The organism is Streptomyces sp. NPDC032745 (genome assembly GCF_055579465.1).
Map to the genome: position 1 here is coordinate 617,588 of NZ_JBVING010000001.1, position 20,064 is coordinate 637,651.

The window sequence follows — 20,064 nt, forward strand, 5'->3', positions numbered from 1 at the left end:
GCCTGGACGCAGTGGTCGTCGCCTCGGACGTGCCGACCGGAACGGAAGGGAGATTCCCGTGCTCGTCGCCCTGATCATCGCCTGTGAGATCGCCTTCTGGGTGCTGCTGGCCGGCGGACTGGCGCTGCGCTACCTCGCGAAGAAGCCCCGGCTCGGAGCGGCCGTCCTGCTGTGCGAGCCGCTGCTGGAGCTGGTCCTGCTGGCGGTCACCACCCTGGACCTCAAGAACGGCGGCGAGCCGAGCTGGACGCACGGCCTGGCCGCGCTGTACATCGGCTACACCGTCGGCTACGGCCACTACACGGTGAAGTGGCTCGACCGGCACGCGGCGTACCGCTTCGGCGGGGGGCCGAAGCCGCCCGGCCCGAAGTACGGCAAGGCCAGGGCGGTCCACGAGTGGAAGCTGTGGACCCGCACCCTGGCCGGCGCGGCCGTCGCGCTCGGGCTGCTGCAGGGCGCGATCTGGTACGTGGACGACGCGGCCGACACCAGCGGCCTGCAGACGTGGCAGTTCGCCGCCCTGCGGGTGCTCGGCATCCAGGCCGTGATCGCGGCCACGTACACCATCTGGCCGCGCAAGCCGCCGGTGGCGGAGCCGCAGGAAGAGCCCGCCGCGGCCAAGGGCTAGCGCTCGCCGCCCGGCACCCAGAGCACGTCCCCGACCTCCTTGTTGGCCGTGCGGGCCAAGATGAAGAGGAGGTCGGAGAGGCGGTTCAGGTAGGTCGCGGTCAGCGGGTTCATCACTTCGCCGTGTACCTCCAGCGCCGCCCAGGTGGAGCGTTCGGCGCGCCGGACCACCGTGCAGGCCTGGTGCAGCAGGGCCGCCCCGGGGGCGCCGCCGGGGAGGATGAAGCTGCGGAGCTTCTCCAGCTGCTCGTTGAAGAGGTCGCAGTCCGCCTCGAGCTTGTCGACGTAGAACTGCTCGACGCGCAGCGGCGGGTACTCGGGGTTCTCGACGACCGGCGTGCACAGGTCGGCGCCGACGTCGAACAGGTCGTTCTGCACCCGTACCAGGACCTTCACGACATCCTCCGGCAGGTCGCCGAGGGCGATCGCCGTGCCGATGGCCGCGTTGGCCTCGTTGGCGTCGGCGTAGGCGGAGATCCGCAGGTCGGTCTTGGCCGTACGGCTCATGTCGCCGAGGGCGGTCGTGCCCTTGTCACCAGTGCGGGTGTAGATACGCGTGAGGTTCACCATGCGGCCAGCGTAGTGAGCGGCCCGGAGATTTGGCAGGCGGTGCCCCCTGCGGCCCGGCGTGCCATCCCCGACGGGCTCGACCGGCCCTCGACCTCGAAACATCCCGAAGCGGCGGCGCGGGAGGCTGCGCGACTGCGGGCGATCGGGGCCCGGTTGGCGGATGCGGACGGCTGGGCCGGTCCGGTGTGATGTCCGTCAGTTGAGACGTGACGCGTGTTACTTCGCGGTCACACGACCCCGCGCGAGCGCTAGTCTCCGCCGGAGAGGCTACGAAGCTGGGCCGAATTGAAGAACGTGGGGTGTGCAGTGGCTGGGAAGCTCGCCGTCATCGGTGCCGGACTGATGGGTTCCGGAATTGCTCAGGTCTCCGCTCAGGCGGGGTGGGACGTCGTACTGCGTGATGTCACCGATGCCGCGCTGACCCGCGGTACCGACGGGATCAAGGCCTCGTACGACAAGTTCGTCTCCAAGGGCAAGATGACGGCCGAGGACGCCGAGGCCGCGCTCGCCCGCATCAAGACGACCACCGACCTCGACGCCGTCGCCGACGTCGACATCGTCGTCGAGGCCGTCTTCGAGAAGCTCGAGGTCAAGCACGAGATCTTCCGCACGCTCGACAAGCTCGTGCGGGACGACGCGATCCTCGCGTCCAACACCTCCGCCATCCCGATCACCAAGATCGCGGCCGTGACGGAGCGTCCGGAGCGGGTCGTCGGCGCGCACTTCTTCTCGCCCGTCCCGATGATGCAGCTCTGCGAGCTCGTCCGCGGCTACAAGACGAGCGACGAGACCCTCGGGGCCACGCGGGCGTTCGCCGAGTCGGTCGGCAAGACCTGCATCGTCGTCAACCGCGACGTCGCCGGTTTCGTGACGACCCGTCTGATCTCCGCCCTGGTCGTGGAAGCCGCGAAGCTGTACGAATCGGGCGTAGCCTCCGCCGAGGACATCGACATCGCCTGCAAGCTGGGCTTCGGCCACGCCATGGGGCCGCTCGCCACCGCCGACCTCACCGGTGTCGACATCCTGCTGTACGCCACCAGCAACATCTACACCGAGTCCCAGGACGAGAAGTTCGCACCGCCGGAGCTCATGCGCCGCATGGTGGACGCCGGTGACATCGGCCGCAAGAGCGGGCAGGGCTTCTACAAGCACTGAGCCGCCGAGCCGTTCGGGCGCCGGGTCATTGGGCGCCAGTTCGAATACCTGCACCCGCACGGGTGAATTAGGTATCGGTTCGCTCACGGTCGGCAACTTCCCTGCCCGCACGGCAGTCAGTTGCAGTGAGAGTTGCCGACCACGGACCAGTCGGATCCCTACGTACCCAGGACTGCCGGGAGCGCATATGCACATCAGGGGCGACCACGCCGAACTCGCTGTCGGGGGCCGCCTCGACGTGCGCAGCGCGGCGGACGCCCGTACGGCCCTGCACACCGCCCTCGACGACGGCCACGGTGATCTCGTGCTCGACCTCACCGGGCTCGACTCCTGGGACGCGACCGGGCTCGGCGTGATCATGGGAGCCCACCGGCGGGCCGGCCGGACCGGGCGCCGCCTCGTCCTGCGCGGAGTGCCGCCGCAGATGCAGCGGCTCCTCGTCGCCACCCGGCTGCACCGCATCCTCGCGATCGAGGGCGGCCTGGAAGCGGAATCCCTCCCGCGGGTCTGACGCGGTCCGCCGCCCACGTTTCCTGCGGAAACGTAACGGTCCGGTGGTGAAGGCACCCCTGCGGTTCCCCGCATGACCGGGCACCGTCTAGGGTTCGGGCGGAAACCGGACCCGTAGCGACAGCGGAATGTGCGAAGGCCGGACGGTACGACACGACGGCGACGGCGCAGAGCGCGATCGGGGGACTAGGTCATGGACCGCACACAGGGGCAGGCCGAACCGGTGGAGCAGCCCGCGACGGCGCCCGCGTCTCCCGCGACGGCATCCGCGGCAGCCGGACCGGCCGCCGCCTCCGCTCCCGCCCCCGTCGCGCGGATCGTCACGCTCACCGCCGGGGACTTCACGCTGACCGTGAACCCCGTTGACGGCAGCGAGATCGAGCCCCGGCGCCCCGGCACCGGCGCCGCCGCCCCCGCCAAGCGCGACGCCGCCGACCGCCGCGCCCGGGACGCCGCCGCGCGGCCGCCCGCCCTGCCCGGACCCGCCGCCCCGGCCCCGCCGCTCCTCGCGCGCGAGGAGGAACGGGAGCGGCTCGTACGGCTGCTGGGCCGCGGCCGTTCCGTACGGCTGACCGGCCCCGCCGGATCCGGCCGCAGCGCCCTGCTCGACGCGGTCGCCGCCGACTGCACGGGCCTGGCGCCCGACGGCGTCGTACGGCTGAGCGGGTACGGGCACCAGCAGCCCGGCGAGCTGCTGCACGCGCTGTACTCCGCCGTGTACGAGGCCTCGGCGGAGCGGCCCGAGCGGACCCAACTCATGGCCCGCGTACGGGACATCGGCGCCATCGTGCTCCTCGACGACCTGGAGATGGGCGGCGCCGCCCTCGACGAGCTGCTGCGTGCCACGCCCGAGTGCGCGTACCTGCTGGCCGCCACCCCCGACACGCGCGCCCCCTCCGACGACTCGCACCTGGAGGAGGTCTTCCTCGGCGGCCTCGGCCGGGCCGACTGCGTGGAGCTGCTCGAGGCGGGCACAGGACGGCCGCTGACCGAGGAGGAGACCGCCTGGGCGGGAGACCTGCGGTTCGCGTCCGAGGGGCTGCCGCTGCGCTTCGTGCAGGCCGCGGCACTGCTGCGCCAGCGCGACGAACGCAACCAGTCCTCCGCCGAGGACGACGACGATGAGCCCGGCGTCTTCGAGGAGCGGCCGCGCGACGCCGCGTTCGTGACGCTGCCGACGCTGGCCGAGGGCGCGGCCCCCGCCGAGCTGCTGGCCTCCCGGGTCAGCGAGTCGGCGCGGGCGGCGCTGCGGATCGCGTGCGCGCTGGGCGGGGAGATGCCGCACCACGCGCACCTGCCGGCTCTCGTGGGGGACACCCACGCCGACGCGGCCGTCGCGGAACTGCTGGGCTGCGGACTGCTCACCGCGGTCGGCACGCGCTACCGGCTGGCCGCCGGGGTCGCGCGGCAGCTGGAGGAGGCCGGGTTCGCGGACACCGCGGCCGAAGAGGCCCGTACGGCCGCCCGCCACTACGCCTGGTGGACCGGACACGCCTCGGTGACCCCGGAGCGGGTCGCGTCGGAGGCCGACGCGGTGCTGGCGGCGCTGGCCGGCGCCGATGTGGTGGCCGCCGTACTGCTGGCCCGGACCGCGGCCCCGGCGTTCGCGGCCTCGCGGAACTGGGAGGCGTGGGAGCGGGTGCTGCGCTCCGGGGCCGAGGCCGCGCGGAAGGCGGGAGAGGTCGCGGAGCAGGCGTACTTCCACCACGAGCTGGGCGTGCTCGCGCTGTGCGAGGGGCGGTTGGACCGGGCGCGGGCCGAGCTGGAGGCGTCGATAGGCCTGAAGGGTGCGCTCGCCGACAAGCGGGGCACGGTGGCCGGGCGGCGGGCGCTCGCGCTGGTCACGGACCGCGAGAAGGCGGGCGTGGAGGTGTCGCCGCCGCTGCGGCTGGCGCCGCCGGTGGCTGCCGCGGCGTCCGAAGCGGTCACGACGGTGGTGCCGGCGGTGTCGAAGACGGCGCCTGCGGTGCCGGCTGCGGCTGCTCCTGTGACTGCTCCTGTGACTGCGGTGACTGCGGTGACACCCGTCGTGCCGGTGATCGGGCGGGCGCAGGCGCCGACGACGCTGTCGGAGGTGTTCGAGGAGGCCTTCCCCCTCGACCCGAAGCCGGCGGTGGCCGCGCGGGTCGTGCCCGCGCCGCTGCGGGCTGCGGAGCCGCGCCGGAAGCCGGTGCTGCTGGCGGCGGCGGGAGCACTGACGGTGGTGGTGCTGGGCACGGTGGTGAGCCTGGCGATGACGGGCTCGGACCCCGAGACCCCGGCGGGCGGTGTCGGCCCGGCGGTGTCCTCGACGCCGACGGCGGGGACGTCGGGCGGCGCGGGCGTGCCGGGGACGGGCGGGAACGATCCTGCATCGGATCCGGGGACGACGGCTCCGGACGCCTCGGAGCCGGCCGCCCCGGAACCGGGCCTCAGCCCGGACCCGAACCAGTCGTCTCGCACCCCGTCGCGCAAGCCGGCACCGACGCCGCCGTCGCGCACGCCGTCTTCGACGGGGCCGACGGGCACGTCCTCGAACCCGGTGCCGACCCCGACCGTGACGGAGCCGACGACACCTCCGGTGCCGACCCCGACACCGACTCCGACGAGCACGACCCCGGCCAACCCGTCTGCGACGGCCTAAGGGCAACACCTCCCCGCCCTTTCACCGTTTCCGCCTCGATCGCCGGCGGGGCCGGATGTGCCGGGCCGGGTGCGGCGCCGGGGATCCGGGGGCGGGATGCCCGCGGACTCGGCGGAGCCGGCCACCCCCGCCGAGCCGCCGCGAGCGGCTCAGGAGCCGGTGGTGCGGACCGAGCCGGTGCTCGAGCCGTCGGCGTCGGCCACGAAGCAGGTGACCTCGCGTTCGCCGGCGTCCCAGCTGCCGGAGTCCGGGACGTAGTGGTAGTACTCCAGTGATTGCGGGAGCTTCGCGGCCTCGCCCACGTAGTCGGTGAGCAGCGTGCCGCCGCACTTCTCGTCGGCGGCCGAGCCGACCTCGTCCCTGCCCGGGTACGGTCCGTCCTCGAGGTCGAAGACGGCGTACGCCTCTCCCTTGTGAGCCTGGTCGCACGGCACGATCCGCACCGACACGGACGCCTGCGCGCCGCCCTTCTTGTCGTAATCCGCCAGATCGTCGTCCGTGTTGAAGCAGTCCCCCGCACGGATGTCCCGTAGGTCGCTGGTGCCCGGGGCGGTGACACGGCCGGTGCTGTCGCGCTCCGGCCCGTCGTCCAGCACTCCGGTGAACCCGAACGCCAGCACGGCCGCGTAGAACACGAGGGTCAGGCCGTGGATGACGATGGCCGCGACGGCGAAGCCCTTGCCCTTCTCGCCGCGGTCGCGGATCTGGACGAGGGCGACGATGCCGAGGACCAGAGGGACCAGCGGTATCGCGCAGAGGACCGACATGACGAACGCCACGACGGCCAGCGTGTTCGTCTTCTGCGTCGGCGGCGCGTACCAGCCCTGCTGTTCGCCATGGGGCCCGGCCTGACCGGGCTGACCGGGTGGACCGGGCTGACCCTGCTGTCCCCACTGCGGGTACGGCTCGGGGGATGACGGGGGTTGCGGTGGAGTGGACATGCGCGTTGCCCTCCTTGTGCAGAAGGTGAGACGCAGCCAACAGTGGCAACCTCGGCAGATCGGGCCGCATGCGCCGTACCGCGCCGACGCATGCCCGCCGATGGAGAGTTGTGCCCCTCCCACGCTACTGCCGGGCCCTCCGCCCGGCGAGCCGGGGATCAGAAGAGGCGGAGCTTGTCGTCCTCGATGCCGCGCAGGGCGTTGTAGTCCAGGACCACGCAGTCCATGCCGCGGTCCGTGGCCAGGACGCGGGCCTGGGGCTTGATCTCCTGGGCCGCGAAGACTCCCCGCACCGGCGCCAGGTGCGGATCCCGGTTCAGGAGTTCCAGGTAGCGGGTCAGCTGCTCGACGCCGTCGATCTCGCCGCGGCGCTTGATCTCCACCGCCACCGTTGCGCCGGAGGCGTCCCGGCACAGGATGTCCACCGGGCCGATCGCCGTCATGTACTCGCGCCGGATCAGCGTGTAGCCGTCGCCCAGCGTTTCGATCCGGTCCGCCAGGAGCTCCTGGAGGTGTGCTTCCACGCCGTCCTTGATCAGACCCGGGTCGACGCCCAGCTCGTGGGAGGAGTCGTGGAGGACTTCCTCCATGGTGATGATGAGCTTCTCACCCGCCTTGTTGACGACCGTCCAGACGCCGGCCTCGTCCCCGCTCCCCTCCTTGAGGGTGCAGGGGGGCGACATCCAGTTGAGCGGTTTGTACGCCCGGTCGTCCGCGTGGATCGAGACACTGCCGTCGGCCTTCACGAGGATCAGACGGGGTGCCGAGGGCAGATGGGCGGTGAGCCGGCCCGCGTAATCGACGGAGCAGCGGGCAATGACGAGACGCATGGTCGGCAACGCTACTCGACCGACGGGCCTCCACGCGATTCGCCCCTGAAAGCCCCCTTCGCCGATGGCGCGTTGTATGCGCATTCTCCTGGTGCGCCACCCATGGGGCGCCTACCGTGGTGAGCAGGAGGTTGCGGAGCGTGCACGCTGCGTCGCCGCCTCCGTCCCTGCCCGTAAGACTCCGGCAACCCAAACCGCCGGGGTCGCGAGAGGAGAACCCATGTCGCTCGACGTCTCACCGGCCCTACTCGAACAGGCCGAGCGAGGCGAGGTCGACGAAGCCGCTTTCGTCGACTGCGTCCGGACCTCCCTGCCCTTCGCATGGGAGATGATCAGCTCGCTGGTGGCACAGCTGAAGGTGGACGGCGGAGAGTTCGCCGACAACCAGACGCCGCCGCCCGACGAGCAGGCGCGTGGCCAGCTGCTGCGCGCTCTCGCGAGTGACGCGATACGTGGTGCGCTGCAGCGGCACTTCGGGGTGCGCCTGGCATTCCAGAACTGCCACCGTGTGGCCGTGTTCCCGCTGGATCCTTCCTCGGACGACCGGCTGGCCAAGTTCACTTCGATCCGCGGCCAGCTGCTCAACCAGTCGCCCGAGCTCCGGGACTGCTGACCAACCGTACGAACCGCATGACATGCACGACCCGCACGACCGTACTTCGCTGCCGCTCCGTATCGCGGGAGGTGCCATTGATACCGGAGCGGCAGCCTCAGCCGAGACGGGGCAGGACCTCGGCGCCGAGGCGCCGTACGTTCTCCTCCGTCGCGGCGAGATCCCCGGACCCCTCCGTCAGCAGGGCGAACCGCGTGATCCCCGTCCGCTCGGAGGTGGCCGCCAGCCGGTCCGCCGCCAGCCGCGGGGTGCCCACGGGGTGCAGATCGCAGAGCAGCTCGGTGTAGGCGACGGGGTCCCGCATCGCGCGCTCCCGGCCGTCGACCGTCACGTGCGCGTCCAGCCCCTGCTTCAGCCAGCCCGGCATCGCCTTCAGCAGGGCCTCGCGGGCGTCGACCGTCCGGTCCGCCAGCTGGCACACGCCCGCCGACACGTGCGGGGCGTCCGGGCAGTGGCCCGCCGCCGCGGCCGTACGCCGGTACTGCGCGACCATGGCCGCCTTCTCCTCGTCCCCGCAGTGCATGCCCAGCAGCATCGGCAGCCCCCGCTCCGCGGCCAGCCGTACCGACGCGGGGGAGGTGCAGGCGACGATCACTTCCGGCCCTGATCCGTCCCCGTCCAGCGCCTCCGACGGGCGCGGTACGACGGCCACTTCGCGGAACCCGTACCGCTCGCCGGCAGCCGCCACCCGCGGCTCTGTGAGCCAGCGCCGCAGCAGGTCCAGGTCCTCCGGGAACTCCTTCTCGTAGGCGTCCAGGCCGCCGCCGAACACCTCCAGGTCCACCCAGGGCCCGCCCCGGCCCACCCCCAGGGTGAAACGGCCGCCCGAGGTCAGGTGCAGCAGCGCCGCCTGCTCCCCGAGGGCCACCGGGTGCGTGCTCGGCAGCACGCTCACCGCCGTGCCCACCCGCAGCCGCCGGGTCCGCCCCAGCAGCAGCGCCGCCAGGGTCACCGCCGACGGGCAGACCCCGTACGGGACGAAATGGTGCTCGGCGAGCCAGACCGAGTCGAGCCCGGCCTCCTCGGCCACCTCGGCGGTCCGCACCGCCCGGTGCAGTGCCTCCCCCTGTCCCTGGCCCGGGAACTGGGCCGCCAGTACAAACGCTCCTACGCGCATCGCCTTTACCCTCCTCGTGGCTGACGCGGCCTCCCCCAGGTGGACCGGTGCATCTGATGGCAACAACGTCTGACACGTGCCAAAGGCACGGCCTGACAGGAAAGTTATTGGGATAGTCAGGCCAATCGACGTCACCGCGTCGGCTCTGTCAGCCACCCTGCGGGTACCCGGCCTCGCTGCGCGTAGTCTGGGAGAAAGTCACTTCGGTCCGCCCATACGTGAGGTATACGTGTCACCGCGCCACAACCGCCCCAGGGGCGGCGAGACTCCGGAAGAACGCCCCAGCACCGGCCTCGACCGCTACGGGCTGGAGCGCACGGAGGAGTACCAGGGCGAGGAGTGGAAGGTCCGGCACGTCGCGGGCGCGAGCGCGGCGGGCAAGCGCTACCGCTGCCCGGGCTGCGACCAGGAGATCCCCTCGGGCACCCCGCACCTGGTGGCCTGGCCGGAGTACGGCGGCGTGGACGACCGCCGGCACTGGCACAAGGCGTGCTGGAACGCGAAGGACCGCCGCACCTCAAGGGTGCAGCGGTCCAGGAACGCTCCCAAGTACTGACTCCCGCGTACGGGATCAGACGTCGCGGCGGCCGACCACCACGTACGAGCCCGCCACCGCGGCTCCCGTCACCAGCAGGAGCAGCAGCACCTGGGCCGCGCTGCCGGGCGAGGTCCCGGTGTCGGCGTTCGGCAGGCCGAACAGCCTCATGAGGGCGACCGGGGCGTTGTAGCGGAGCACGGTGCTGCCGATCGGGGCCAGGGTCTCCCACATGCTGAGCATCGCCCCTATCACCGGCGGCAGCGTGACCAGCCCCAGCATCACGGCGATCGCCCCGGCGGAGTGCCTCAGCATCGCCCCGACCGCGAGGCCCAGGACCCCGAGCAGGGTGACGTAGGCGCAGCCGGCCAGCGCGTGGACCCACTCGGAGGCGCCGTGCGGCCCGGCGGCCGAGCCGCCCCGCAGGATCGCGGAGGCCAGTCCCACGACCGCCACCGAACCGAAAACGGCGAGGAAGGCGACGGTGGCGAACACCAGGTACTTCGCGGTCAGCACCCGCGCCCGGTCGGGGGCGGCGGTCAGGGTCGTACGGATCATCCCGGTGCCGTACTCGGAGGTGATCGTCAGGACGCCGAGCACCATCACGGAGATCTGGCCAACCAGCAGCCCGAACAGCGCGGGCGCGGTGAGCGGCACCTCCTGGTAGTCGCTCGAGCGCGTCTCGGAGACGGCGAGCAGCCCGATGCCGACGACGAGCAGCACCAGCGAGCCGAGCGTCCACACGGTCGAGCGCACGGAGATCAGCTTCGTCCACTCGGAGGCCACGGCGTGCCCGAGGTGCGGCCGGGGCGTCTCCAGCGGCGAGCTGTAGCTCTTCGGCCGGTCTGCGGTGCTCCTGGCGCTCGCGGTGTTCGTGGGGCGCGCGGGGCTCGTGGGGCCGGTCATCGGGTGTCCTCGGTGGTGTTCCGGTCGGTGCCGGCGAGCTCGCCGGGGTTGGCGGGCATCAGGAAGGGCCGCCCGCCCGCTCCGGGCGGCGGGGGAGCGAAGAAGGCGCCCCCCGGCACCTCCGGCGCCTGGAGCTCGTCCTCCCAGGCGGGGACGGTCAGCGGCTCGGGCTCCCACAGCTCGGCGCGCGGGTCCTCGGTGGAGGTGTACTCCACGGCGGCCTGGGTCATCCGCATGTAGGCCTCCTCCAGCGAGGCCCGGTGCGGGGACAGCTCCCACAGCCGTACGCCGGCCTCGTGGGCGAGGTCGGAGATCCGGGGGAGCTCCAGGCCGGTCACGCGCAGTGTCCCCTCGGGCTCCTGGAGGACCCGGCCGCCGGCTTTGGTCAGGGCTTCACCCAGTGCATCCCGGCCACCGTGATCATTGTCGGCCGCGCGCACCCGCGCGAATCCGGCCGAGTTGTGCGCGATGAACTCCTGGGTGCCCATGTCGGCCAGCAGTCGCCCGCGGCCGATCACGATGAGGTGGTCGGCGGTCAGCGCCATCTCGCTCATCAGATGCGAGGAAACGAACACCGTCCGGCCCTCGGCGGCCAGCCGGCGCATGAAGGTGCGGACCCAGAGGATCCCCTCGGGGTCGAGCCCGTTGACCGGCTCGTCGAAGAGCAGCACCTGGGGGTCGCCGAGGAGGGCGGAGGCGATGCCGAGCCGCTGGCCCATGCCGAGCGAGAAGCCCTTCGTACGCTGCCGGGAGACGTCCTGGAGGCCGACGACGGCCAGTACCTCGTCCACGCGCTTCTCGGGGATGCCGGAGAGCTGGGCGAGGGAGAGCAGGTGCCTGCGTGCGCGGCGGCCGCCGTGCACGGCCTTGGCGTCGAGCAGGGCCCCGACGTGCCGCTGGGCGTTCGGCAGCTGCCGGAAGGGCAGCCCATTGATCGTCACGCTGCCGGACGTGGGCCGGTCCAGGCCGAGGATCATGCGCATGGTGGTGGACTTCCCGGAGCCGTTCGGCCCCAGGAATCCCGTCACGTGACCCGGCCTGACCTGGAAGGACAGCTGGTCGACGGCGGTCTTGGCGCCGAAGCGCTTGGTCAGGCCGACAGCCTCGATCATTGCTCTGCCTCTGCTCTGCCCCTTGCCAGGACCGGACGGCTTTCGTCCGCGTAAGGGTTAAGAGGATATCGAGTCGCCCACGGTTCCACCCCGGACCGGATCCCTGAGCCGTCCCTGACTCCGACCCGGGGATGACCCGTAGTACGTGAGGCGTCCGCCGCCGGACGGACGCCTCACGCTCGCAGGGATCAGGCGTCGCGCTTCTTCAGCACGAGGTAGCCCCCGAGTACGGCGGCCAGCACCCACAGCGCCATGATCCCGAAGCCGCCCCACGGGCCGTAGGGCGCCGTGCCGCTGTCCATCGCGCCCGGGACCACCTGCATGATCTTGGAGCCCGCCTGGTCCGGGAAGTACTGGGCGACCTTCCGGGTGGCGCTGACCGCCCCGAGGATCGTCGAGACCAGGAAGAAGAACGGCATCAGGATGCCGAGCGACAGCATCGAGCTGCGCAGGATCGTCGCCACGCCCATCGAGAAGAGGGCGATCATGGCCATGTAGAGGCCGGCGCCGATCACGGCCCGCAGCACGTTCGGCTCGTCGATGCCGATGCTGCGGTCGCCCAGGATGGCCTGTCCCAGGAAGAAGGACAGGAAGCTGGTGACGAGGCCCACGACCAGCGCGAGGCCGGTGGCCACGATGAGCTTGCCGGCCAGGAAGCTCGCGCGGCGCGGCACGGCGGCCAGCGAGGTGCGGATCATGCCCGAGCTGTACTCGGTGCCGACCACCAGCACACCGAAGACGATCATGGCGAGCTGGCCGAGCGTCATGCCGGCGAAGCTGGCCAGGGTCGGGTCGAAGGTGATCTGCTGCTCGGGCGGCATGTCGTCGAAGGTCGCGTTGAAGACGGCGCACAGGCCGGCGCTCACGCCGACCGTGACCACCAGCGCTGCGACCAGGGTCCAGATCGTCGAGGCGACCGTACGGATCTTGGTCCACTCGGACCGGAGAACGGCGGTGAAGGAGGACATGGTCACTGCCCGCCCTTGCGCGTCGCCTCGTGACCGGCGCCCCACGCGGGGACGTCGGCCGGCCGGGCCGGGTTGTCGGACGACGCTGCGTCGGCCGCCGGACCGGGCCCGGGCAGCATGCCCGGGGCACCCGGCGCGTGGGCGTGGTACTCGACGGAGTCCGCCGTCATGCGCATGAACGCTTCCTCCAGTGAAGCCCGTTGCGGGCTGAGTTCGTGCAGCACGATCTGGTGCTGGGCGGCCAGCTCGCCGAGCTGCTCCGCGGCCACGCCGTCGATCTCCAGCGTGCCGGTGGCCGGGACGCTGATGGCGTCGATCCCGGCCTCGTGCAGGACGTCCTTGAGCCGCTCCTGCTGCGGCGAGCGCAGCCGGACGTAGCTGCGCGAGTTCTTGTGAATGAAATCAGCCATAGACATGTCGGCCAGAAGCTTTCCCTGACCGATCACGATCAAATGGTCTGCGGTCAGCGCCATTTCGCTCATCAAGTGGGAAGAGACGAAGATCGTCCTTCCTTCCGCCGCCAACCCCTTCATCAGATTCCTGATCCAGAGGATTCCCTCCGGGTCCAGACCATTGACGGGTTCGTCGAACATGAGGATCTCCGGGTCGCCCAGGAGAGCAGAGGCGATTCCCAGCCGCTGGCCCATGCCCAGCGAAAATCCTTTCGACTTCTTCTTTGCAACGGGCGTCAGCCCGACAAGATCCAATACCTCGGCCACCCGGCTCTCCGGGATCCGGTTCGACTGGGCAAGGCAGAGAAGGTTGTTGTATGCGCTGCGGCCGCCGTTCATGGCTTTCGCGTCCAGCAGCGCCCCGATGTGCTTCAGCGGTTCCGGCAGGTCCCGGTAGTGCTTCCCGTCGATCCGGACCGTACCGCTGGTCGGGTTGTCGAGGTCGAGCATCATGCGCATGGTCGTGGACTTCCCCGCCCCGTTGGGGCCGAGGAAGCCGGTCACCACCCCCGGTCTGACCTGGAAGCTGAGGTGGTCCACGGCGGTCTTCGCGCCGAATCGTTTGGTAAGGCCCTCAAGCTCGATCATGCGGCTCACGCTAGAACGCCCGAGGGCCCCACGCCACCTCAAACAGGTGACACAGGGCCCTCGGGCAGGACATTTCGCTACCAGCGAGTAGCCGGTGAGTGGCCGACAGGTCGGGCGTTGGTGAACTGCCCGCCGTACTAGCGGCTCTGCTGCGCCGGAACGCCGCGGGTGACGGGCTCATCGTCGACGATCGGGTTGGCCGCCGCGACGGCCGCACCGGTCAGCGTCGCCAGCATCTCGCGGACGTTGGTCAGCTGGGCGTTGATGGAGTCGCGGCGGTTGGTGAGCGCCGCCAGCTCGCGCTCGGACTCGCTGCGGATGCGGTCGGCCTTCGCGTTGGCGTCGGCGACGATGTCCTCGGCCTGGCGCTGCGCGGTCTCCACGGTCTGGCGGGCGCGGCGTTCGGCGTCCGTACGCAGCTTCTCGGCCTCCAGGCGCAGCTGCTCGGCGCGGTGCTCGATCTCCGCGAGGCGCTTCTCGGCCTTGGCCTGACGCGAGGCCAGGTCGCGCTCGGACTGCTCGCGGCGCTTGGCCAGGTTGGTCTCGAAGTCCGCGGCGGCCTGGGCGGCCTTGGCGCGGGTCTCCTCGAACAGGGCGTCGGCCTCCTCGCGCTTGGAGGCGGCGTCCTTCTGGGCCTCGGCGCGCAGGGTGGAAGCGTCGCCCTTGGCCTTCTCGACGATGCGGACGCCCTCGTCCTCCGCCTTCGACTTGCGGTCGGCGGCGAACGACTCGGCGTCGTTGCGGACCTGCTGGGCAGCCGACTCGGCGAGCTCACGGTGCTGCTCGGCCGCGCGACGGGCCTCCTCGCGCAGGTCCTTCGCCTCCTCCTCGGCCAGGCGCAGGATCTTCTCGACCCGGGCGCCGAGGCCGGCGTACGACGGCTCGGCGTCGCTCACCTGGGCCTGGGCGTTCTGTGTCTCGAGGTGTAGCTCCTCGATCCGCTTTTCCAGAGAGTTGATACGTCCAAGGGCGCTGTCGCGGTCGGAGACCAGCTTGGTAATGCGGTCGTCCACCTGACCGCGGTCGTAACCACGCCGCACGAGCTCGAAGCCGAAGGGGGAGGAAGTGTCGCTCATGGGGTTCCTGTCGAATGAGACCGATGAGGTGCTACGTGAGGTGTTAGGGGAATCCTAGGCGCCGAAGCGGCGTGTCTTCGAGTCAATCCACGATTGATCTGGACAATGACACCCCTTTTGAGTGGCAAGGCGGCAGAATGCTTGTCACTCGTTCGCATGAACCTTCATCAGGAACACACACTTCGCTCGCTGGCTAGCCCTCCGACGACTTGCCACCCGAACGAGTGGAACCCGCAGCAGCCCCGGCCTTCACGCCCCCCGCGCCCTGGCCGCCGACCGCGGGCTTCCCGCCACCCGAAGGCGCCTCGAATGATTCCAACGCCTCAAGAACGTCCTGGACACGGGAGATCTCCGCCTGAATGTCCTCGCGCCTGCGCACCAGGACCTCCAGCTCACGGCGCCCCTCGTCGACCAGACGCTCCGCCTCCGCCTTCGCCTCCGCGAGGGCGCTCTCGGCCTCCCGGGTCACCTCGGCCTTCTTCTGCTCGGCCTCCTTGAGCAGCGCCTCGGCCTTGCGCACCGCCGCGATCCGCACCTTGCTCGCCTCGCTGCTCGCGTCCGACACCAGCGCCTTGGCCTTCGCCTCGGCCTCGACGCTCTGCTCGGTCGCCGCCCGGACCAGCTTGTCCACGCGCTCGCCGGCCGACTTCATCTGCTCGGCCGACTCGCGGCGGGCCCGCTCGTGCAGCTCCTCGACCTCGCCCTCGACGCGGGAGCGCAGCTCCTCCGCCCGCTCCCTTATGGCGGCGGCGTCCGAACGCGCGCCGACGAGCAGCTCGTCCGCGTCCGTACGGGCCTTCTCCACCAGGGAGTTGCCCTCGACGGTCGCCTCCGAGGAGATCCGCGCGGCCTCCTTGCGGGCCGCGTCGACCATCGCGTCGGCCTGCTCCTCGGCCGCCGTCGTGGCGGCCAGGGCCTGCGCCTGGGCATCGGAGGCGAGCTTGTCCGCCTCGGCCGCGGTCTCGGTGATGAGCCGGTCCACCTGCTCCGCAGCCTCGCTGCGCCGCTTGTTGGCCTCCTCGCGCGCCTCGTCCAGCAGCCGCTCCGACTCCGCGCGGGCCTCCGTACGGGTGCGCTCCGCCGCGGTCGCCGCCTCGGCCTTGACGCGCTCGGCCTCCGACCGGGTACGGGTCGCGTGCTCCTGCGCCGAGGCCAGGGCCTCCGACGCCTCCGCACGCAGCCGTTCGGCCTCGGCCTGGGCCTCGCCGACCGTGCGCTCGTTGTCCTTGCGGGTCTGCTCGGTGAGCTTGTCCGCCTCGGACGCCGCCTCGGTGATGAGCCGGTCCGCCTGCTCGGCTGCCTCGCTGCGCTGCCGGCCCGCCTCCGCGCGCGCCTCGTCGAGGGTCTGCTCGGACTCCCGCTCGGCGCTCGCCAGGGTCTCGTTCGCCGCGACCGTGACCCGGTCCGCCTCCGCGGTGGCCTCGCCGATGATCCGGCCGCCCTCCGCGCGGGCGTCGTCCAGGGTCTGCGCCGCCTCCGCGCGCAGCCGCTCGGCCTCCGCCGCGGCCTCGCCGACGGTGGCCTCGTTGGCCGCACGCGTCTCGTCGACCAGCCGGTCGCCCTCGTTGCGGGCGTCGACCAGGATCCGCGTGGCATCCCGCTCGGCCGCGGCCAGCATGTCGGACGCCTGACGGGTGAGCCGCTCGGCCTTCGCCGTCGCCTCGCCGAGCGTCGTCTCGTTCGCGGCGCGCGTCTCCTCCGTGAGCCGCTCCGACTCGGACACGGCCTCGCTGACGAGCCGGTCCGCCTGCTCCGCGGCCTCCGTCCGCAGCCGGTTGGCCTCCGAGCGCGCCTCGTCCAGGATGCCCGCCGCTTCGGTGCGGGTGGCGTCGGCCACCTCGGCCGCCTCGGCGGTGATCCGCTCCGCCTCCGCGGTGGCCTCGCCGACGGTGGCCGCGTTCGCGGCCAGGGTCTCCTCGGTGAGCCGCTCGGCCTCCGAAGTCGCCTCGGCGACGATCCGGCCGCCCTCGGCGCGCGAGGACTCCAGGGACTCCGCCGCCTCGCCGCGGATCCGGTTCGCGTCGTCACGGGCATCGGCCCGGGTACGGGTCGCGTCGCGCTCGGCCGCGGCCAGCGCGTCCGTCGCCTCCGTACGCACCCGCTGCGCGTACTCGGCGGTGTCGCTGCGCAGCTGCTCCGCCTCGGCGATCGCGTCGCCGACCGTGCGCTCGGCCAGCGCCTTCGCCGCGTCCGTCTCGGACCGCGCCTCGGTGCGGATCCGGTTGGCGTCCTCGGTGGCCCGCTCGCGCTCGTCGTAGGCGTCCGCGCGGACGCGCGCAGCCTCCTCCTCGGCCTCCGTCTTCGTACGCTCCGCCGCGTGCTCGGCGGCGCTGCGCAGCCCGGTGATCTCCTCCTCGGCCTGCTCGTGCAGACCGGCCACGGAGTCGCGTACCTGCTGGGCGGTGGTCTCCGCCGCCGACACCAGCTCCGCTGCGCGCCGCTCCGCCTCCTCGGTCAGGCGGGCCGCCTCGGCCTGCGCCTCCTCGGAGCGCCTGCGGGCCGCGGCCAGCAGCTCCTCGCTCTGCTCGCGGGCCTGGGCCCGCTCGCTGTCCGCGTCGGTCCGGGCCGACGCGAGGGTCGCCTCGGCCTCCCGGCGACGCCGGGCGGCCTCCTCCTGTGCGGCGGCCAGCGCCTCGGCGGCCTCCGCGGCGACCCGCTCGGCGGCGGCCTTGGCCTCCGCACGCAGCCGGTCCGCGGTCTCCTGCGCCTCGGTGCGCACCCGCTCCGCCTCGGACTCCGCCTCGCTGCGCAGCCGTACGGCGACCTGCTCGGCCTCCGCCCGCGCCCGCCCGGCGTCGTCCGCCGCGTCCGTGCGCAGCTGGTCGGCCTCCGCCTCCGCCTGCGCCCGGAGGCTGCGGATCCGCTCCGCCGACTCGGCGCGCAGCCGGTCGATCTCCTCGGTGGTCTCCCGGCGGATGTTCTCGGCCGCACCACGGGCGTCGCGCAGCGTCTGCTCGGCCGTGCCCAGCCGGCCCTCGGCCTCCGAGTGCAGGCGTACGAGCTCCTCGTCGGCCTCCGCCCGCTTCGCCGCGACGGCCTGCTCGGTCTCCTCGCGCCGTGCACGCGCCGCCGCGTCGGCCTCGGCCCGTACGGCCTCCGCCTGCTCCTCGGCCTCGGCGCGCAGCCGCTCCGCCTCGGTGCGGGTCCGCTCGAGGGTCTCCTCGGCCTGCTTGCGCAGCGTGGTGGCCCGCTCGACCGCCTCGGCGCGGACCCGCTCGCTCTCGGCGCTCGCCCCGCCGCGCAGCTCGTCCGCGTCCGACTTGGCCTTGCCCAGCAGCTCCTCGGCGGTCCGGGCCGCCTCCTCGATCTGCTGGACCGCCTCGCGGCGGGCCTCGCCGCGGATCCGCTCGCCCTCGGCGACGGCCTCGGCGCGCAGCTGCTCCGCCTCGCCGCGCAGCCGCCGGGCCTCCGCCTGGAGTTCGACGGTCCGGGCCCGGTACTCCTCGGTGTCGTCCTTCGCGGCGCCCTTGAGCTCGTCGGCCGTGGTCGCCGCCTGGGCGCGCAGCCGCTCCGCCTCGGACTCGGCCTCGCGGCGGATCCGCTCCGCCTCCTCGGACGCGGCGCGGGTGGTGGCCCGCGCGTCCTCCGAGGCCTTGTTCAGTACGTCCTCGGCCGTGCGGGCCGCCTTCGCCAGCTGGGCGGCCGTGTCCTCGGCCGCCGCCGCGCGGGCCTGCTCCGCGGCCTCCGCGCGCAGCCGCTCGACGCCGGCGCGGGCGTCGGCGAGGGTCTGCTCGGCCTCGGCCTTGAGGACCTCGGCCTCCTTGATGGCCTCGCCGACCAGCCGGGCCACCTGCTCCTTGGCCGTGCGGGTGCGCTGCTCGTTGACGGACTCCGCCGAGGCGAGCTGCCGGGCGGAGCTCTCCTTGGCGTCCGCGAGGAGCTTCTCGGCCTCGGCGCGCGCGGAGCGCAGGGCGCCGTCGGCTTCCTGGACCCGCTGCTCGGCCACCCGGCCGAGGTCGAGGGTCTGCTGCCGGGTCTGCTCGGCCTCGGCGGTGGTGCTCGTACGCAGCCGCTCGGCGTGCTCGGTGGCCTCCTGGGCCTGCGCGGAGGCGGCGGTCAGCAGCCGCTCGGCCTCCTTGCGGGCGCGCAGCAGGGTGGCTTCGGTCTCCGCACGGGCGGCCTCGGCGTCGGCGGCCAGCCGGCGCCGGGTCTCCTCGGCGACGCGGGCGGCCTCGGCGCGGGCGGCGTTCAGGGACTGCTCGGCCTCGGCGCGGGACTCGTCCATGAGCCGGCGCGCCTGGGACTCCGTACGGGCGCGCAGCTGCTCGGCCCAGGCGACGTTCTCGTTGACGTGCGCCTCGACGGTCTGGCGGCGCTCGTTGAGCTCCTGGTCCAGGCGCTGGCGGCGGTTGACGGCCTCGGTGTGCAGCTCGGCCTGCAGGCGCGCCTGGTGCTCGGCGTGCTCCTGCAGGATGCGCTGGGTCTGCGCCCGGGCGTCGCGCAGCTCGCGCTCGGCGTCCGAGCGCATCTGGTCGGCCTGGATCTGGGCATTGCGGAGCAGCTGCTCCGCCTGGTAGCCCATGTCCGCACCGTCGTAGGCGGGGCGGGACGCCAGATTGCGGCGTACCTCGTGGAGCTTGGCGCGCAGCACCTCGACCTGGTACCCGAGGTCTTCGGCGTGCTGGACGGCCTTCCCGCGCTCCTTCTTCAGCCGCTCCATCTCGGCTTCGAAGCGCGAGAGATGGTCGGCTTCAGCCTGATGGCTCTCCTGGCTTTCGTAGCCCCGCACAGCGCGGTCCCATCCGTCCCCTGGTCGCAAGCTCACTCCCAATTGAGCATCGCTCGCCCGCTGAACGACGCCCCCGGGGGAATGGTGTCAGATACCGGGGCAGGGGTCACAGGCCCCGACCCCGTCTCCGCACCGAACCCCGGCCGAGCCATGGCCACTCTACCGGCCGGGGAATCGGGCCATCAGTGGTCCATCAATGGTCGGGGTTGGAGGTGACCAGTTCGGTGAGGACTCCGTGGCAGTCCTTGGGGTGGAGGAAGGTGATCGAGGAGCCCATCGAGCCCGTGCGGGGCTGGTCGTAGAGGACCCGGACGCCCTTGCCGCGGATGGCCTCCGAGTCGCCCAGGACGTCCTCGGTGCCGAAGGCGATGTGGTGCACGCCCTCGCCGTTCTTGGCCAGCCACTTGCCCACCGCGGAGTCCTCGCGGGTGGGCTCGAGGAGCTGGAGGTAGGAGGCGCCGCCGTCGGAGGTTCCGTTGATCTTGAGCATGGCCTCGCGCACGCCCTGCTCCTCGTTGACCTCGGAGTGGAACACCTCGAAGCCGTACGTGGCACGGTAGAACTCGACGGTCTTGTCCAGGTCGAAGCAGGCGATCCCGATGTGGTCGATTCTTGTCAGCATGGGACCAGTGCACCGCCGAGGAGGGCGGTCACGCAACGTGCCAGCGATCACACCGACTGGCCGGTGACGGCGCGGGTACTGCTCAGTACA

At 72.3% G+C, this 20,064-nt stretch carries 17 protein-coding genes; 6 read left to right on the plus strand and 11 right to left on the minus strand.

Annotated features, from left to right (window positions below):
- Positions 1 to 58: 58 nt before the first annotated feature.
- A complete protein-coding gene (locus ACZ5WG_RS02755; RefSeq protein WP_468720092.1) occupies positions 59 to 628 on the plus strand; it encodes a hypothetical protein in 570 nt (189 codons plus the stop codon).
- On the opposite strand, the gene ACZ5WG_RS02760 is transcribed toward ACZ5WG_RS02755, so the two are convergent.
- Positions 625 to 1,197, minus strand: a complete 573-nt coding sequence (locus ACZ5WG_RS02760) for a cob(I)yrinic acid a,c-diamide adenosyltransferase (protein WP_468720094.1) — start codon at positions 1,195 to 1,197, stop codon at positions 625 to 627. The two genes, ACZ5WG_RS02755 and ACZ5WG_RS02760, sit on opposite strands and share 4 nt — an antisense overlap.
- A gap of 306 nt (positions 1,198 to 1,503) precedes the next feature.
- Here ACZ5WG_RS02760 and ACZ5WG_RS02765 point away from each other — a divergent pair, with 306 nt between their 5' ends.
- The 3 genes from ACZ5WG_RS02765 (at position 1,504) to ACZ5WG_RS02775 (ending at position 5,485) form a co-directional block, all read left to right on the plus strand.
- Entirely contained in the window at positions 1,504 to 2,352 is an 849-nt protein-coding gene (locus ACZ5WG_RS02765) for a 3-hydroxyacyl-CoA dehydrogenase family protein (protein WP_468720095.1), read from the plus strand.
- Between the two features lie 187 nt (positions 2,353 to 2,539).
- On the plus strand, positions 2,540 to 2,863 hold the full coding sequence (locus tag ACZ5WG_RS02770) for an STAS domain-containing protein (protein ID WP_030153791.1): 324 nt from the start codon (positions 2,540 to 2,542) through the stop codon (positions 2,861 to 2,863).
- Positions 2,864 to 3,055: 192 nt separating this feature from the next.
- Entirely contained in the window at positions 3,056 to 5,485 is a 2,430-nt protein-coding gene (locus ACZ5WG_RS02775) for an ATP-binding protein (RefSeq protein WP_468720097.1), read from the plus strand.
- Between the two features lie 149 nt (positions 5,486 to 5,634).
- On the opposite strand, the gene ACZ5WG_RS02780 is transcribed toward ACZ5WG_RS02775, so the two are convergent.
- Both ACZ5WG_RS02780 and nucS read right to left on the minus strand, forming a co-directional pair.
- On the minus strand, positions 5,635 to 6,426 hold the full coding sequence (locus ACZ5WG_RS02780) for a DUF4190 domain-containing protein (RefSeq protein WP_468720099.1): 792 nt from the start codon (positions 6,424 to 6,426) through the stop codon (positions 5,635 to 5,637).
- A 158-nt stretch (positions 6,427 to 6,584) separates the two neighbouring features.
- The gene (gene nucS / locus ACZ5WG_RS02785; RefSeq protein WP_468299326.1) at positions 6,585 to 7,256 is read right to left on the minus strand and encodes an endonuclease NucS; all 672 of its coding nucleotides are present in this window, start codon (positions 7,254 to 7,256) and stop codon (positions 6,585 to 6,587) included.
- Positions 7,257 to 7,476: 220 nt separating this feature from the next.
- Between nucS and ACZ5WG_RS02790 the strand changes: the two genes are divergently transcribed.
- Positions 7,477 to 7,869: an SCO5389 family protein gene (locus ACZ5WG_RS02790; protein ID WP_030153794.1), complete on the plus strand. Its 393-nt coding sequence runs from the start codon at positions 7,477 to 7,479 to the stop codon at positions 7,867 to 7,869.
- Between the two features lie 97 nt (positions 7,870 to 7,966).
- Here ACZ5WG_RS02790 and ACZ5WG_RS02795 read toward each other — a convergent pair whose 3' ends face one another.
- Positions 7,967 to 8,986 (minus strand): LLM class flavin-dependent oxidoreductase, encoded by a 1,020-nt coding sequence (locus ACZ5WG_RS02795; RefSeq protein WP_468720101.1) that lies wholly within the window; start codon positions 8,984 to 8,986, stop codon positions 7,967 to 7,969.
- Between the two features lie 229 nt (positions 8,987 to 9,215).
- Here ACZ5WG_RS02795 and ACZ5WG_RS02800 point away from each other — a divergent pair, with 229 nt between their 5' ends.
- On the plus strand, positions 9,216 to 9,542 hold the full coding sequence (locus ACZ5WG_RS02800; protein ID WP_389005926.1) for an ATP/GTP-binding protein: 327 nt from the start codon (positions 9,216 to 9,218) through the stop codon (positions 9,540 to 9,542).
- A 15-nt stretch (positions 9,543 to 9,557) separates the two neighbouring features.
- On the opposite strand, the gene ACZ5WG_RS02805 is transcribed toward ACZ5WG_RS02800, so the two are convergent.
- The 7 genes from ACZ5WG_RS02805 to mce all read right to left on the minus strand — a co-directional run bounded on the left by ACZ5WG_RS02805 (position 9,558) and on the right by mce (position 19,974).
- Positions 9,558 to 10,427 (minus strand): ABC transporter permease, encoded by an 870-nt coding sequence (locus ACZ5WG_RS02805; protein ID WP_468720103.1) that lies wholly within the window; start codon positions 10,425 to 10,427, stop codon positions 9,558 to 9,560.
- Positions 10,424 to 11,539, minus strand: coding sequence for an ABC transporter ATP-binding protein (locus ACZ5WG_RS02810; RefSeq protein WP_468720105.1), 1,116 nt, complete (start codon positions 11,537 to 11,539; stop codon positions 10,424 to 10,426). Before ACZ5WG_RS02810 ends, ACZ5WG_RS02805 begins: the two co-directional genes overlap by 4 nt.
- 188 nt (positions 11,540 to 11,727) lie before the next feature.
- The gene (locus tag ACZ5WG_RS02815) at positions 11,728 to 12,507 is read right to left on the minus strand and encodes an ABC transporter permease (protein ID WP_468720514.1); all 780 of its coding nucleotides are present in this window, start codon (positions 12,505 to 12,507) and stop codon (positions 11,728 to 11,730) included.
- Positions 12,508 to 12,509: 2 nt separating this feature from the next.
- Complete coding sequence (locus ACZ5WG_RS02820; protein WP_468720107.1) at positions 12,510 to 13,547, minus strand: ABC transporter ATP-binding protein; 1,038 nt, start codon at positions 13,545 to 13,547, stop codon at positions 12,510 to 12,512.
- A 137-nt stretch (positions 13,548 to 13,684) separates the two neighbouring features.
- Positions 13,685 to 14,623, minus strand: coding sequence for a coiled-coil domain-containing protein (locus ACZ5WG_RS02825; protein WP_030153801.1), 939 nt, complete (start codon positions 14,621 to 14,623; stop codon positions 13,685 to 13,687).
- A 193-nt stretch (positions 14,624 to 14,816) separates the two neighbouring features.
- Positions 14,817 to 19,352, minus strand: a complete 4,536-nt coding sequence (gene scy, locus ACZ5WG_RS02830) for a polarized growth protein Scy (protein ID WP_468720109.1) — start codon at positions 19,350 to 19,352, stop codon at positions 14,817 to 14,819.
- A 193-nt stretch (positions 19,353 to 19,545) separates the two neighbouring features.
- Entirely contained in the window at positions 19,546 to 19,974 is a 429-nt protein-coding gene (gene mce / locus ACZ5WG_RS02835; RefSeq protein ID WP_030153803.1) for a methylmalonyl-CoA epimerase, read from the minus strand.
- Positions 19,975 to 20,064 lie beyond the last annotated feature (90 nt).

Excerpts from the sequence above, each read along its gene's own strand:
- ACZ5WG_RS02760 (WP_468720094.1), bottom strand. The coding sequence starts at position 1,197 with ATGGTGAACCTCACGCGTATCTACACCCGCACTGGTGACAAGGGCACG.
- ACZ5WG_RS02770 (WP_030153791.1), top strand. The coding sequence starts at position 2,540 with ATGCACATCAGGGGCGACCACGCCGAACTCGCTGTCGGGGGCCGCCTC.
- ACZ5WG_RS02775 (WP_468720097.1), top strand. The coding sequence starts at position 3,056 with ATGGACCGCACACAGGGGCAGGCCGAACCGGTGGAGCAGCCCGCGACG.
- ACZ5WG_RS02780 (WP_468720099.1), bottom strand. The coding sequence starts at position 6,426 with ATGTCCACTCCACCGCAACCCCCGTCATCCCCCGAGCCGTACCCGCAG.
- nucS (WP_468299326.1), bottom strand. The coding sequence starts at position 7,256 with ATGCGTCTCGTCATTGCCCGCTGCTCCGTCGATTACGCGGGCCGGCTC.
- ACZ5WG_RS02790 (WP_030153794.1), top strand. The coding sequence starts at position 7,477 with ATGTCGCTCGACGTCTCACCGGCCCTACTCGAACAGGCCGAGCGAGGC.
- ACZ5WG_RS02795 (WP_468720101.1), bottom strand. The coding sequence starts at position 8,986 with ATGCGCGTAGGAGCGTTTGTACTGGCGGCCCAGTTCCCGGGCCAGGGA.
- ACZ5WG_RS02805 (WP_468720103.1), bottom strand. The coding sequence starts at position 10,427 with ATGACCGGCCCCACGAGCCCCGCGCGCCCCACGAACACCGCGAGCGCC.
- ACZ5WG_RS02810 (WP_468720105.1), bottom strand. The coding sequence starts at position 11,539 with ATGATCGAGGCTGTCGGCCTGACCAAGCGCTTCGGCGCCAAGACCGCC.
- ACZ5WG_RS02815 (WP_468720514.1), bottom strand. The coding sequence starts at position 12,507 with ATGTCCTCCTTCACCGCCGTTCTCCGGTCCGAGTGGACCAAGATCCGT.
- ACZ5WG_RS02820 (WP_468720107.1), bottom strand. The coding sequence starts at position 13,547 with ATGATCGAGCTTGAGGGCCTTACCAAACGATTCGGCGCGAAGACCGCC.
- ACZ5WG_RS02825 (WP_030153801.1), bottom strand. The coding sequence starts at position 14,623 with ATGAGCGACACTTCCTCCCCCTTCGGCTTCGAGCTCGTGCGGCGTGGT.
- mce (WP_030153803.1), bottom strand. The coding sequence starts at position 19,974 with ATGCTGACAAGAATCGACCACATCGGGATCGCCTGCTTCGACCTGGAC.